Annotated in this window: 9 protein-coding genes; 6 read left to right on the top strand and 3 right to left on the bottom strand. The window is 43.3% G+C overall.

All coding sequences use genetic code 11. The features are described 5' to 3' along the window. The first annotated feature begins 465 nt into the window (after nucleotides 1–465). On the top strand, nucleotides 466–3,402 hold the full coding sequence (locus AXE77_RS01365; RefSeq protein WP_165846021.1) for a BspA family leucine-rich repeat surface protein: 2,937 nt from the start codon (nucleotides 466–468) through the stop codon (nucleotides 3,400–3,402). Between the two features lie 91 nt (nucleotides 3,403–3,493). After that, entirely contained in the window at nucleotides 3,494–3,811 is a 318-nt protein-coding gene (locus AXE77_RS01360; RefSeq protein ID WP_116712041.1) for a DUF3017 domain-containing protein, read from the top strand. A 91-nt stretch (nucleotides 3,812–3,902) separates the two neighbouring features. Here AXE77_RS01360 and AXE77_RS01355 read toward each other — a convergent pair whose 3' ends face one another. Continuing rightward, nucleotides 3,903–4,898 (bottom strand): MIP/aquaporin family protein, encoded by a 996-nt coding sequence (locus AXE77_RS01355; protein ID WP_116711775.1) that lies wholly within the window; start codon nucleotides 4,896–4,898, stop codon nucleotides 3,903–3,905. A 238-nt stretch (nucleotides 4,899–5,136) separates the two neighbouring features. Here AXE77_RS01355 and AXE77_RS01350 point away from each other — a divergent pair, with 238 nt between their 5' ends. From AXE77_RS01350 to AXE77_RS01335, 4 genes are all read left to right on the top strand, one after another. After that, a complete protein-coding gene (locus AXE77_RS01350) occupies nucleotides 5,137–5,910 on the top strand; it encodes a pseudouridine synthase (RefSeq protein ID WP_004106562.1) in 774 nt (257 codons plus the stop codon). Further along, nucleotides 5,907–8,114, top strand: a complete 2,208-nt coding sequence (gene der, locus AXE77_RS01345; RefSeq protein ID WP_116711774.1) for a bifunctional cytidylate kinase/GTPase Der — start codon at nucleotides 5,907–5,909, stop codon at nucleotides 8,112–8,114. The genes AXE77_RS01350 and der overlap by 4 nt, the downstream gene beginning before the upstream one ends. A gap of 57 nt (nucleotides 8,115–8,171) precedes the next feature. Then, on the top strand, nucleotides 8,172–10,700 hold the full coding sequence (locus AXE77_RS01340; RefSeq protein ID WP_116711773.1) for a DEAD/DEAH box helicase: 2,529 nt from the start codon (nucleotides 8,172–8,174) through the stop codon (nucleotides 10,698–10,700). An 84-nt stretch (nucleotides 10,701–10,784) separates the two neighbouring features. Continuing rightward, nucleotides 10,785–12,152 carry a replication-associated recombination protein A gene (locus tag AXE77_RS01335; RefSeq protein ID WP_116711772.1) on the top strand — a complete coding sequence of 456 codons (1,368 nt, stop codon included), beginning with the start codon at nucleotides 10,785–10,787 and terminating at the stop codon, nucleotides 12,150–12,152. Nucleotides 12,153–12,232: 80 nt separating this feature from the next. Here the strand turns inward: AXE77_RS01335 and AXE77_RS01330 are convergent, their stop codons facing one another. Beyond that, complete coding sequence (locus AXE77_RS01330; protein WP_116711771.1) at nucleotides 12,233–12,538, bottom strand: YhbY family RNA-binding protein; 306 nt, start codon at nucleotides 12,536–12,538, stop codon at nucleotides 12,233–12,235. A 99-nt stretch (nucleotides 12,539–12,637) separates the two neighbouring features. Next, nucleotides 12,638–14,965 (bottom strand): energy-coupling factor transporter ATPase, encoded by a 2,328-nt coding sequence (locus tag AXE77_RS01325; protein WP_116711770.1) that lies wholly within the window; start codon nucleotides 14,963–14,965, stop codon nucleotides 12,638–12,640. Nucleotides 14,966–14,999 lie beyond the last annotated feature (34 nt).

The raw sequence follows: 14,999 nt of genomic DNA, 5'->3' as shown, positions 1-14,999 counted from the left end.
TGAGGCTGGAGTAAGCGCAATCGTTCAGCCGGGCGGTTCTATTCGAGATGAAGAAGTGTTCGAAGCTGCGCGCGCTGCTGGCGTAACGATGTACGTAACGGGCGCTCGTCACTTCTTCCACTAAATTCGTGAATTTGTAAATTCGTAAAATATCGAATTTGTAAATTTGTGAATTAGTAAAATAAGTAAATTAATATTCTGAGATTGCAGCGTTTGATCACTTCAAGCGCTGCATTTTTGTTTTGGTTTATTGTTTTTGGGAAATAACTCGTTTTTTGGTTTATTGTTTTGGTTTATTGCCACTTGCGTTGGTATGCACACGCAGACTGCGCGTGTTATTGGACGGGTTTATTGGACGGCGTTATTGGACGGCATTATTCACTAATTCTTGTTTGCGAAGCATATTATAATATCATAACAAATGGATGCTTGTGCATGTTATGTTTTCGTTTTTTATTGGGAGGCATGCAGATGAATAGTGTGAATAATAAAAAGCTCAGTGTGATTAGTGCTGTGATTATTGCTTCGCTTATTATAGCTGGTGCAATAGCATCTGCTGCCAGTGCTTCAAGCATAGCTGGTGCCATTCCCAGCGTGAGTCGTGGGGGGGGGGCTGCTAATTCTGCTATAAGGTCTTCTGTAAATCCTCCTGTAAACTCTGCAAATTCTTCTGCAAATGCTGGGCCTAGTGAAACTCCAACTTCTCCTTTAGTTAATAAACCACCTAAGCGCAAATTAAATGATCGTGATGTACTTTTTATGAGTGAGTGCACGGCGAATATTACAACAGAGAATGGTACGAAATATCTTGTTATAAAGCCTGAGGGTAGTAACACTGACTGTGTTATTAGTGGTAGTCATCATCCCAAAAAACTTTATTGGAATAATGTATATGATGTTATTTCTAGTTCTCAATCTAATGGCGCTACGCTTCGTTTTGAAGGCAATGTGTATGGTTATGGGGAACTTATTAAGTATGCTGAGCCAGATTTGTCTGGAGTCGCAACCGGTTCATGGGGTCTTTTTGAAAATTCTGGTATAAAATCTTTGGGTAACATTTGGCGGTTTGATGTCAGTAATGTTACTAGTTTTGAACAATTATTTAAGAATTGCAAGAATTTAACTGATGTCAGTGGTTTGAAAGATTGGGATGTGAGCAATGTTAAAACAATGGAGGAAGCTTTTAATGGCTGCAATGAACTAAGCAACATCAGCGCGTTAAATACTTGGAACGTAAGCAAAGTAACTAGTTTTAGAGTGATGTTCGGAGAGACTGCTTTAACATCTGATAGTCTTAATGCTCTTAAAGGTTGGGATGTGAGCAATGTTAAAGATATGAGCAGTCTTTTTTATAATTGCACGTATCTCACTAACGTTGATGCTTTGAGCAAGTGGAACGTGGGCAGTGTTACCAGCATGGCTGGAATGTTTGATTCCTGTTCAAATCTTAAGAATGCTGATGGTATGAAAAAGTGGAATGTGAGTAATGTCACTTCCATGCATGAGATGTTTTATCGTTGTTACCGATTGGAGCATCTTGATGCCTCAAACTGGGATGTAAGTAATGTTACGCGTTTCAATCAAATGTTTGATGGTTGTGGAGCTAAAAGTGTAAATGGTGCTGTTGTTAACTTTAGTAATAAAACTTTTAACGAAAATACAGATATGACATCAGCTTTCATAGACTATGATGGTGTATTTATTGCTAATAAGTGGAATACTAACAATATAAATAATATTAATCTTAAAAAAGTATATGCTTTTGGTACTTCTGATACGAATAGTTCAGGAAGTATTGTTATCACAGATAATGATAAGATTCTTACTGAGTTTAAGGGTTATAAGTTCACTCCTGTTAGTAAGAAAGTTACTATTCGTTACAAAAATAAAAAGAATTCTATTGACAATTTTAAGAATATTTCTGTTCCATTCAGCATATATGCTTTTTACGATTCGCGTATTGATGCTAGTACGGGTAAAAGTAATCCAGCTTCTTATGACCCTTTCGCTATTGTGAATCCTTACGTGTACAAGCTTATCAATTATTATGTTAAATACCTTCGTACTAAAAATGCTCAATATGAACTTCCTGAATACTATGATATTGTTCCTTCAAAAAATATTGATAAAACGAATGTTATGTCACTGTTCCAAGAGTACTATTTAGCTCCGCTAAAACTTCAAGCAGTTAAAGGTAAGATGAAGTATGAGGTAGATTCAACATTACCTTATAACACGCAAAAGAAAATCAGTGACCCTTCTGATGGTAGTGAGTATGTAAAACTTGGCGCTTTTAAAGATGGAATTTGGGATGAAGATGCTACTAGCACATTCAAAACAATTAAGAGCGCTGTAAATGGTATTACGAAGGTCGGTAATGTAAAGACCGAGACAAAAACTATCAAGTTTAATACTGTAGAACGTGAAGATCCTACATTGAAGAAAGGTCAAACGAAGGTAAAAACTGCAGGCAAGAACGGTTCAAAGAAGGTTACTACTACGTATGCTGTCGATCCAGATAAAGGCTTGACTAAAAATATTGAATCTGTACGTGGTGAGTATATTGCACCTGTAGATAAGGTGATTTTGGTTGGCACGAAGGAAGATCCAAAGCCGCCTACTCCGCCTACTCCGCCTACTCCACCAACTCCGCCTACACCTTTGCCGACGCCACCTACACCTTTGCCAACTCCGCCGGCGCCAGAGCCACCAACTCCGCCTACTCCACCAACTCCACCGGAGCCTTCGAATCCAAAAGATCATGGTGGAAATGAGCCTGGTGGCAATGAACCGGATGTTTCTCATAATCCTCATAGCTCTCATCATCAGAATCATCCTCATCATCCTGATAATCCAGATCATCCTCGTCATCTGGATAATCCCGTGAATCATGGTGGTGACACCACACCTGGAGGATCTTCAAATTCTGGCCAAGGTATTAATCCAGTATGGCCGTATATTCCTGAGCTGAATATTCACGGTGACGTAAATGGAAGACCCGATACATCGAGTAATAATAATGGCGACAATCATAGACCTGGTTCTGCCAGTGGCTTAAATAGTTCGCCAAATGCGAACGGTAGTGATACCGGTAAGGCTTTTATAAAGAACGACTCTACCGGTAATGGTTCTACCTGTAAATGTTCATGTAGCACTGATGTAAATTCTGGCAACGCTGGTGACGCAAATGGCAACAACAAAAACGGAATGAATCCTTCAAGTAATGCGAAAGTTCATAGCGTACTTTCTAATACTGGTTCTGCTGCCCTTGCCATCGTGCTACTTGCGTTTAGCTCTGTAATTATTGGTTTGATTGGATTCGGTGTATTGTCTGTGAAATGTCGCCGTGTGAAATGTCGTCGCATGAGATGTTGCTGTGTGAAACATTTGAATGATAACTAGTTGTTATCGCTAATTTTTCACGAAACTGAGGCGGATGCTTGGTAAAACCGGGCATTCGCCTTTGTTATCGCGAAGTAAGTATGATACAAGTATGACAGATAGTGAGCTAAAAACTAAGCGCGGTGAAACAGAGCATCCGTACGTGTCGGAAAAAACTGAAGGAAAGCCTTATGCGGAGTGGATTGTAGCAGCTGTTGCAGCTGCGTGTGCTGTGTTGGCTTTTATGGGATACACAATGGCCGCCACAGTAGTACTTGCTGCGACGGCCATTGTGCTGGGTGTTATGCGCATAGCATTGCGTCAACGTAGCCCATGGAAAGTTCGCTCAGTTGGTTTTGATACTTTCATCAGCATGGCGTTGGGTGCAGGTTTGCTCATAACGTATTGTTCTATTACATTTCTGCTGTAACTTTAGTTACTAATTAAAGTTACTAGTTAATAACTTTAGTTACTAACTAAAGTTACTAACTAAAGTTACTAACTAAAATAGTTATGCTGCTTTATAAGAGTTGGGAATCATTGTCGGCAGCATCTGCAGATTGTGCTGGATTAGCATTTGGATCAGCATTTACACCAGCGTTCATGCCAGCATCTGAATAGGTATTCACATCAGTATTCACGCCAGCATTTACGCCGTTTGCTTCCGGAGCTGCCATGGTAGCAACTGCAGTTTTTGCGTGTGCTTTCGCATAATGTGCCTGAGAGGCAGGAGCGGTGACAAGCCTCGTAAGCAACATAACAAAACCAACAAGAGCTGCAGCAAAAATTGGGGCAACCCAGAAAGCCCACAATTGTCCTAATGGGGAAGTTGCAAGCTTGTGAGATTGCGCAAGAATAGCAATACCGGTTGAGCGGGCAGGATTAAGTCCTGCGCCTGTAACTTGATAAGTCATAAAGGTGCCGGCAGCATAAGCAATGCCCATGTGTGTTGCGTAACCGCACTTAGCGTTACCGTGCTCATCAGTATGAGCCATTGCGGTTGCAACAATAACAAGCACTGCAATAACTTCAACAACCAGTGCAGTAACAACGCCAAAGGATGCGTTAACACTCTTTAACTGGTTTGCTGAAATAGAACCAGATTCAAAACCGTTTACTACTGGAGCAAACCAACTATTATCTGGAACCATCTTGGTTTGTGGCAAAACGAAAACAAACAAACTTGCTGCTGCGATAGCGCCAAGAATCTGAGCTATTATATAGCAGATTCCAGCAACGTACGATGTGTGACCAGTGAGCATGGATGCGATGGTGATGGCAGGATTGAGATGACCACCAGAAATTTTGGCGGCAATACCAATAGCAGCGGCGTATGCAATTCCAGTGCCGATTGCAACCATCAATAAGTTGATGCCATACATTGCTGTAGCCATCGAAGAGAATGTGTAAATTGCGAACATTGCCATTAAGCTAGCAATAAACTCAGTAGCGGTACGAATAACAAGTGGAGCGGTAGGCTGAGGCTTGCAGCAAGCAGATTGTGACATGTTGGCCATATATATTCCTCACTTTATAGGTATGTTGCGTTATTGATTTGCAACATTGTGAAACGTTTGCTATAGTAGCACGGCTATGCCATACGATAGCATAGAACGACGTGGTAATTTTCTGATTTATCACAATTAACAAACAATTACACAATAAGTAAGAATAGAATTGCTAGTGAGTTGAGTGTTACACATACCAAATGTAGTAACAAAACTACGCAATTCGTGAGGTCACGTTGGGAGAACGATGCCAAACGCATATTCCCGCGCCAATCAGGCGCATTCAGATGACAACAACGCCATTCGACTGCAGAAGCTGCTTGCTGAAGCGGGATTTGGTTCAAGACGCAAATGTGAGGAGATTATTCTCGACGGGCGTGTTGAAGTTGACGATGAATTAGTAACGACATTGGGTACGCGCGTCGATCCAAAGCGTCAGAAAGTGCGCGTTGATGGTTCGCGCGTAAAGTTTAATACTAAGCTGGTGACGCTTGCTTTGCATAAGCCAAAGCGAGTACTGAGTGCTATGGATGATCCAAAAGGTCGCTTTACTTTGCGAGACATTGTGGGAGACAAGTACGAGCGTATTTTCCACATGGGCCGCTTGGATTACGATTCTGAAGGTCTTATTTTAATGACCAACGATGGTGAATTAAGCCAGCATGTGATGCACCCAAAGTATGAGGTTGAAAAAACCTATATTGCAACTGTTGAAGGCAAAATAAACGGAATGGTTTGCCGACGCTTGGTTTCGCAAGGTGTAAATCTTGAAGACGGTTGGATTAAGCTCGACCGTTGCGCAATAATCGACCAGAATCACGACACAACAATGGTAAAAGTCGTATTACATTCGGGTAAGAATCGTATTGTGCGCCGAATTTTTGGTGCTGTAGGTTACCCTGTAAAGCGCTTGGTTCGTACGCAAATTGGCCCTATTAAGTTGGGTGATTTGAAGGCGGGATCGTATCGTGTGCTTTCTCAAACTGAAGTGCGTTCGCTTTCTAAGGAGGTTGGCCTGTGATTTGTGTAGCAATTGATGGACCAGCAGGAGTAGGTAAGTCTTCTACTTCTCGCGCTTTAGCGCAATACTACGGTTTCGCATATTTGGATACGGGAGCCATGTATCGTGCTGCTGCATGGTGGTGTTTGAAGCAGGGTATTGATTTAAGTACGCAGCTTGAATTGGATGAAGAAGGTCAGCCAACTAATCCTGCGGATGCTGAACGTTTTGACCAAATTGTTGAAGCTGTTGGTGCTTTATTTACTGAAGATCATGCTGAATTTAGTGTTGATCCAAAAAATCCTGTAGTAGTAATCGACGGCGAAGATATTAGCGAAGAGTTGCGTTCTGGCGAAGTTTCTTCGCATGTATCTACTGTTTCTTCAATTCCTGCAGTTCGCCGCATGCTTATCGCTGCTCAGCGCGCGTATATTGCGGCAGAGTCAGCTGAAGATTCATTCTCTTCTGGAGAGGGCATAGTTGCAGAAGGCCGCGATATTACTACTGTTGTGGCTCCTAATGCGCAAGTTCGCGTGCTGCTTACCGCTCGTGAAGAAGTGCGTCAAGCTCGCAGAAATAAGCAAGATATTGAGCAGGAAAGTTTACAAAATAATCAATCTAAAAATAATCAAACGTCTGAAGAAGACGATATTCGTGCTCGCGACGCTAAAGACGCCAAAGTAACGCATTTTCTTCAAGCTGCGGACGGCGTAACTACGCTCGATAATTCAGATTTGACGTTTGAGCAGACGCTTGACGCGCTTGTTGAAATGGTTGACGCTGCTGTTGAGCAGGATGAATACGATCGTTACGCTGCGAATCTTGAAGGCTACGATCTTGACGATGAAGATCGCGCGCTGCTTCGTGGTGACGTAGTAAATGAAGATAACACAAAAAACACTAAAGCGGTTGGCGTAATCGCTGTAATTGGTCGACCAAACGTTGGAAAATCAACGCTTGTAAACCGTATTCTAGGCCACCGAGTTGCTGTTGTAGAAGACACTCCAGGCGTTACTCGAGATCGCGTAAGCTATGACGCTGAATGGGCTGGAACCAACTTTAAGCTGGTGGACACAGGCGGCTGGGAAGCTGATGTTGAAGGTATTGATTCTTCGATTGCTCAGCAAGCTCAAGTTGCGGTACGTTTAAGCGATGCTGTGATTTTCTTAGTAGACGGTCAAGTTGGTTTGACGGCTACAGACGAGCGCATTGTTTCAATGCTTCGCGCTGCTGGAAAGCCTATTACTTTAGCGGTTAACAAGGTTGACGACGCTAGAAGCGAGTATTTGACAGCGGAGTTTTGGAAGCTTGGTATGGGCGAGCCTTACGGAATTTCCGCAATGCACGGCAGAGGCGTGGGAGACTTGCTTGACGCTGCTCTTAACTCTTTAAAGAAAGCGAATAAAACTTCGGGCTTCTTAACTCCAGAAGGTCTTCGTAGGGTTGCGTTAGTTGGTCGCCCAAACGTTGGTAAATCCTCACTTTTGAACCATTTGGCTCATGAGGAGCGTGCAGTTGTAAACGACTTGGCTGGTACTACTCGAGATCCTGTTGATGAGGTTGTGCGAGTTGACGGCGAGGACTGGCTGTTTATTGACACGGCTGGTATTAAGCGCAGGCAGCACAAGCTTACGGGTGCTGAATACTATTCTTCACTTCGTACACAGGCTGCGATTGAGCGTTCAGAACTCGCCTTGATTCTTTTTGACTCTTCCCAGCCTATTGCAGAGCAGGATTTGAAAGTTATGAGCCAGGCTGTTGACGCTGGTCGCGCAATCGTACTTGTGTTTAACAAGTGGGATTTAATGGACGAATTTTCCAGGCAGCGCATGGAACGCTTGTGGAAGACTGAGTTTGAGCGTGTAACTTGGGCTGAGCGCGTGAACCTTTCTGCAAAAACAGGATGGCATACGAATCGTCTCGCCCGTGCTATGCGAACAGCTTTAGATAGCTGGGATAAGCGTATTCCTACTGGCAAGCTCAACGCTTTCTTGGGGCGTATTCAATCTGCACATCCGCATCCTTTACGAGGTGGCAAGCAGGCACGAATCTTGTTCGCAACTCAGGCGTCCACTCGCCCTCCACGTTTCGTGATTTTCACAACCGGCTTCTTAGAGCACGGGTACCGTCGCTTTATTGAGCGATCGCTTCGCGAAGAATTTGGATTCGAAGGTACTCCTATCCAAATCTCCGTAAAAGTGCGAGATAAAAAGAAGCGCAAGTAAAGTTACGAATAAAGCGAAAATAATAAAAGCGCAAGTAAAGTCAAGTAGGAGCGTAGTATGGCTGGATTAGGCGAGTTAGCTCTCGATTTGCATCATGCTAGCGAAGACGAGATTTTTCAAGCATTTGTTGATTGGGTTAGCGCTAACAAGCATGTGGATTTGTGGCCGCATCAAGAAGAATCCGTTATGGATTTGCTTGCAGGAGACCACGTGATCTTAAACACGCCAACAGGTTCTGGAAAGTCGCTCGTTGCACTCGGCATGCATTTCGCAGCGCTCGCCACCGGCAGACGCTCCTACTATACTGCACCAATTAAAGCGCTCGTATCCGAAAAGTTCTTCGATTTAGTTGCAATTTTTGGGCGCGACAACGTTGGTATGATTACTGGCGACTCGCATATTAACGCGGATGCTCCAATAATCTGCTGCACTGCGGAAATCTTAGCAAATCAAGCCTTGCGTGAAGGAGCAAACGCTGAAGTTGACTGCGTCGCAATGGACGAATTCCACTACTACGGCGACCCAGAGCGCGGCTGGGCTTGGCAAGTGCCGTTACTTACGCTTCCGAACACGCAATTTTTGCTGATGAGCGCAACTCTCGGAGACGTAACGGATATTGCGGAACGCTTAGAAAAATCAACAAAACGAAGTGTCGATATTATTGCAGACGCGCCACGTCCAATCCCTCTCGAATACGAGTACACAGATAAGCCTCTTGCTGCAACTGTAGAACTCTTATTTAACAAGGGTTTAACGCCGATTTACGTAGTTCACTTTTCGCAAGACGCGGCTTTGGAAACAGCGCAAGCGCTCGCAAGCACGGGAGTTTCAAGCAAAGAGCAGCGAGATAAAATAGCCCAAGCCATTAAAGGTACCAAATTTACTACAGGATTCGGCAAAATTTTGCAAAGGCTGCTTCGAACTGGCGTTGGCGTGCATCACGCTGGCATGCTTCCACGCTACCGCAGACTCGTCGAACAGCTCGCTCAGCAAGGACTGCTACCAGTTATTTGTGGAACAGACACGCTCGGAGTTGGTATTAACGTGCCAATTCACTCGGTTGTACTTACGGCGCTCACAAAATTTGATGGGAATCGTAGCCGAAAGCTTCGCGCTCGCGAGTTTCACCAAATTGCAGGGCGTGCAGGGCGAATGGGATTTGATACTGAGGGCTTAGTGGTTGCAGAGGCTCCAGAGTTCGAGATTGAGAACGCGCGCGCTGTTGCAAAAGCCGGAAACGATCCTAAAAAACTTAAAAAAATTAAGCGTAAGAAAGCTCCAGAAGGATTTGTTGTTTGGGGTGAGCCAACGTTTACTAAGCTGATTGAAAGCGCTCCTGAAACTTTGAATCCGCACATGGTTGTAACGCACTCAATGATTTTGAACGAAGTTACGCAAGGTGGGGATGCTCGCGCTCGCGTTGAAAAACTTATTGAAGATAGTGCGCAAAAGCCGCAAGATAAAGAAAAATTGCTTGAGCGTTGCGACGATATTTTCCAGACTTTGCTCGATACTCAAGTGATTGAATGTAAAGAGCATGCGGACGGTTCGTGCGATTATGAGCTTGACGTTACTATGCCAGAAGGTTTTGCGTTGGATCAGCCGCTTTCCCCGTTCTTGCTTGCGGCTTTGGAATTGCTGGATCCGGAATCTCCGAGTTACGCACTTGACGTGATTTCCATGGTTGAAGCTACTTTGGACGACCCTAAGCCTGTGCTTCGCGCGCAAGAGCGTAAAGCTCGTGATGCTGCGATGGCTGGTATGAAGGATGATGGTGTCGACTACGAGGAGCGCATGGAGCGCTTGGCTGAAGTTAGCTATCCTAAGCCTTTGGAAGATTTACTAGCTCCTGCTTTTGCGCAGTATCGTAAGGATGTGCCTTGGGCGAACGACTACTGGATTAAGCCTAAATCTGTGCTTCGAGACATGGTTGAAACTGCTTCCGATTTTACCGGCTACATTTCGCGTTATGGTATTGCTAGAAGTGAAGGAACGCTTCTTCGCTACCTTTCTGACGCTTACCGTTCGCTTGCGCGCACTGTGCCGGAAGACATGCTTAACGAGGAGTTGCGTGATATTATTTCGTGGCTTCGTCTTGTTGTGCGCTCGATTGATTCTAGTTTGGTTGACGAGTGGGAGAGTGCAGGCGGTTCGGATGCTGAAGCTAGTGCTGTAATGCTTGCGGCGCCTGGAACTTCTGAATCTGTGGTTGAGGATCGTCGTGGGCTTATTGTGTTGATTAGGAATGCTATGTTCCGTCGCGTGCAGCTTATGGATTTGGAAGATGCTGAGTCTCTCGGCGAGTTGGATAAAGCTTGGGGCTATGGCGTTCACGAGTGGAATGATGTGCTTGACGATTACTACGACGAGCATGAGTATGTTGGTATCGATGCTAAGGCTCGAAGTGGCGACTTGTTTATTTTGGACGATTCGCTTGAAAAAAGTGAGCACTCGTGGAAAGTTCGTCAAATTATTGACGATTCGGATGGAGATCATAATTGGGCTATTACTGGCGTTGTAGATTTAGATACAACGCAAGAAGAAGGCGAAGTTGTGTTCTTTGATTACCAAGTTTCGCACGTATAGTGCTGCGAACTGTTGTAAACTTGCTTTAGTTAATTCGCAATTAAAATCGAACGTTTGTTCTATGCATATTGTAAGCTGGTGGTTATGGAGCAGGATTTATTTGCAGCAAGTAGTGCACCTAGCGACGTAACGCGTCCGTTGGCAGTGCGTATGCGACCGAGCCGTATTGAAGACGTGCTTGGGCAGTCGCATGTGCTAAAAGAAGGTTCTCCTTTGCGTAGGCTTGCAAATCCGCAGTCGAAAGGCTCTCTTACTGCTCCAAGTTCTGTTGTGCTTTTTGGCCCTCCGGGAGTCGGGAAAACTACTCTCGCATATATTGTTGCTCGCCAGTCTGGTCGCGTGTTTGAAGAACTTTCTGCTGTAACTTCTGGTGTTAAGGATGTTCGAGCTGTGCTTGATCGTGCGCACGAACGTTTAGTGAGTAAGAGACAAGAAACAGTACTTTTTATTGACGAAGTTCACCGTTTTTCTAAATCTCAACAAGATGCTCTGCTTCCAAGCGTTGAAAATCGTGACGTAACTTTTATTGGAGCTACAACCGAAAACCCAAGCTTTTCAATCATTAAGCCGCTTTTAAGTAGGTCTGTAGTAGTAAAACTTGAGTCACTTAGCGTAGAAGATTTACATACGCTTATAGAACGCGCAATAACTAGCGAAAATGGGCTCAACAATCAGCTTAAAATCGATGACGAAGCGATTGATTCTATTATTCGTTTAAGCGGGGGAGATGCGCGCAAAACGCTTACTATTTTGGAGGCGGCTGCAGGAGCAGTAACAGGAGATGTTGCGTTACAGCATGGCAAAAAGAAGCCTGTAATTACTACTGATATTGTTTCTAACGTAATGGATACTAATACTGTTCGCTACGACAAAGATGGTGACGATCATTACGACGTGATTTCGGCTTTTATTAAATCAATGCGCGGAAGTGACGTTGACGCTTCTTTGCATTATTTAGCGCGCATGCTTAGAGCTGGAGAAGACCCGCGTTTTATTGCCAGGCGAATTATGATTGCTGCTGCTGAAGAAGTTGGTATGGCAGCTCCCCAGATTTTGCAAGTAACTGTTGCTGCAGCTCAAGCGGTTGCTTTAATCGGGATGCCGGAAGCGCGTATTATTCTTTCTGAAGCTGTGATTGCTGTAGCAACGGCTCCTAAATCCAACGCAAGCTACAATGCTATTAATCAGGCTTTGCAAGATGTTGATGCTGGAAATATTGGTCAAGTGCCGCTTCATCTGCGCAACGCTCCAACGAAACTTATGAAAAGTTGGGGTAATCACGAAGGATACCAGTATGCACACGATTGCCCGGGAGCTGTAGCGTCCCAACAGTACATGCCAGACGAGCTTGTTGGCCGCGAATACTACCATCCATCAAACCGCGGCTACGAGCACGAGCTAACTCAACGCTTATCTCAAATCCGTGCCATTCTTAATGAATCTATCGGATAATAATTAAACATAATAATTAAAAGGCCTCTTACAATTCTAAGAAGCCTTTTAATACAGTATTAATATTTTTTAAGTTACTTTTACTCACGCACAAGCATAATGTGGTCAACGTTGTCGAGTGGAGAGACGCGGAACAGCACAAAACGATTGCCAATAACTTGCACAACTTCGGCACCGAGCTTTTGAGCAAGAGCATCCGCAGCTTCTTTAGCACTTAAGCCAGAGCCATCTTGCACAGCGCACTTCATGAGCTCGTGGTACTGCATGGTTTCGTCTGCTTGCTTTACAGCTGCATCAGTAATATCGTTCTTACCAACGTACAAAAGTGGGCTAAGCGTATTAGCAAGTGCGCGAAGCTGCTTAGTCTGCTTTTTAGTCAATGCCATAAGGCGTCCTTTCAAATGCAAGTTTTATAACGCAAATATTACATAAATTACATAAGCACCTAACGGATTATACAGTATATTGCGAATTGTTGCATATTGCTAATAGAAACGTAATATTCCTAACGTAATAATCGCGCTAACAAAACCAACGGCCACAACTAATAGCAGCACGTCTTTTGTGCTAACTTTTAACGTGTGCAAATGAGACCTTGTTGCGCTTGGCGTGTAGCAGCGAGTGTCAAGTGCTAAAGAAAGTGTTTCTGAGTGGCGAATAACGCCTGCAAAAGCAGGAACAATAAGCGAAGATATTGCGTGAATCCGTTTGCAAATTGAGCCGTCCCGTATGCTTCCACCTCTAGCGGTTTGAGCGTGCGCAACTTCTACTGCCTCGTTAGAAAGCGTTGGTAAAAATCTCAATGCTAGGCTCATAATAAGCGATATTTCCTGCGTTGGCACTCCAATAGTTTTAAGCGGCGACAGTAAAGACGTGCAAGCTTCGGTTAGTACTGTTGGGCTTATTGTCATAACTAATATTGCGCCAATAATAATTACAAGCGAGAATCTTGTGGCAAATAGTATTGCGCAATTAATTCCGTCGTAAGTTACAATAATCGGCCCAAGTTTATAAAGTATTTTGCCTGTGCGAACGGCAAGAATATTCAGCAATCCCGAAAAAGTAAATATTGCAATAAGCATGTGTAGTGAAGAAATTAGTTTTATGAATTGTATTTTTGCGGCAATAATTAGACACAGTGTGGCAAAAGCAAGAACAGCTAACTGCGTGTAATGAGTGATGCTAAAAGCGCTTAGCATGAGCATAAAGCAGGATATAAGTGTTATTCTGGGATCAAAAGAGCTAAGTAGTGAGGTTGATTTTTCTTGCGAAGTTTCTTCTTGTTTAATCGTTTCTTGTGATGATTTATTTTTATCTTCTAAACTTTCACTTTTGTTTGCTTTTAATGTTACTAATCTTGCTCCTAAAGCTTTTGCTTCTTGAAGATTATGCGTAATCATAACTATTGTTACGCCTTGATTATTAAGAGTTCGAAGAATTTCTAGAATGCACAACGATGCTTCAAAATCTAATCCTGCTGTTGGTTCATCAAGCACAAGTACTCGCGGTCTAAAAGCAAGAACGCCCGCTATTGCTGCAAGACGCTGTTGGCCGCCGGAAAGAGAAAAAGGAGATTTTTCTGCCAAATTTTCAAGATTAAGCAGTCTCAACGTTTCATTTACGCGTTCTTTAAGGGCGTCTCCTTTTATCCCAAAATTTTTAGGACCGTAAGCAACATCTTCGCGTACAGTTTCTGCGAAAAGTTGCTGTTCTGGAAGCTGCATAACGTAGCCAATAGTTTTGCGTAAGTTTTGCCGATTCTTTTTAGAAGTTTTTTCACTAACAGGTATTTTTTCTACGCTTATAGAACCAGATTCTGCTTTTAATAATCCGCACAAAGCTTTCGCAAGAGTGGATTTTCCACAGCCGTTTTCGCCCATTATTGCAACTATTTCACCTTCATTTACATCAAGTGAATAGTTGTTAATTACAGCTGGAGATTTATCATCGTATTTAACTGTTAAGTGTGATATTGAAATTGCTTTATTCGTATGCGTGCTATCGCTTATACTTGCGTTTTGCTTCGCATAATTATTAATATTTTCCTGCGCTTTTTTTGAAAAACTATATTTAGAATTGTTGAAATATGATTTCAGATCTTCTAAACAAATTTCGTGAAGCACCCCATTTTCTAGCAGAAGTATGCGATCTGCATTCTGGCATTCGTCAATTCTATGCGTAATCTGCACAATACTCGTGCCGCTTTTATGCAAATCGTCAAATAATGTGTCAACGTTTTCGCGAGATTTAGAGTCGAGCATAGAAGTAGGCTCGTCTAGCACAAGTAGCTTTGACTGCATTGCAATAGATCCTGCTAAAGCAACTTTCTGCATTTGTCCGCCACTCATAAGACTCGGGTTAGAAAGTCTATGATTTTGCATGTGAACAGCTTCTAAAGCATTGTTAACAAGTTTTCGCATTTTATGCTGTTCTACGTTCAGGTTTTCCAGTCCAAAAGCAACATCATCTTCAGTAACAGTAGTAACAATCTGATCTTCTGGACTTTGGAACAGAGCGCCAATAAACTTTCGCGCATTTTTGTAAGCGTCAGCATAAGCAGTAGTATTTTCAAAAACTTTTTCGCCGCACAATTTAACATAGCCGCTATCCGGAGCTGTTAAACCGGCAATAATCTTTGCCAGCGTTGATTTACCAGAACCGTTTTTGCCAACAATCGCTACGCGTTCGCCGGAGCGAATTGTAAGACTTAGATTGTTAAGTGTCCAAGTTTTTCCATCATCGTAGCTGAAGCAAATATTTCGCAACACTACTAGAGTATTGTTTTCAACTGCGCAATTTTGAGTTTCGTTCATACTACTGCTTGTGCTGGTATTTTGCATAGTTTAT

Source organism: Gardnerella massiliensis (genome assembly GCF_003408845.1).
GTDB classification, from domain to species: domain Bacteria; phylum Actinomycetota; class Actinomycetes; order Actinomycetales; family Bifidobacteriaceae; genus Bifidobacterium; species Bifidobacterium vaginale_H.
The sequence above is the reverse complement of the archived record's forward strand: the minus strand, read 5'-3'. Positions and strand labels throughout refer to the sequence as shown.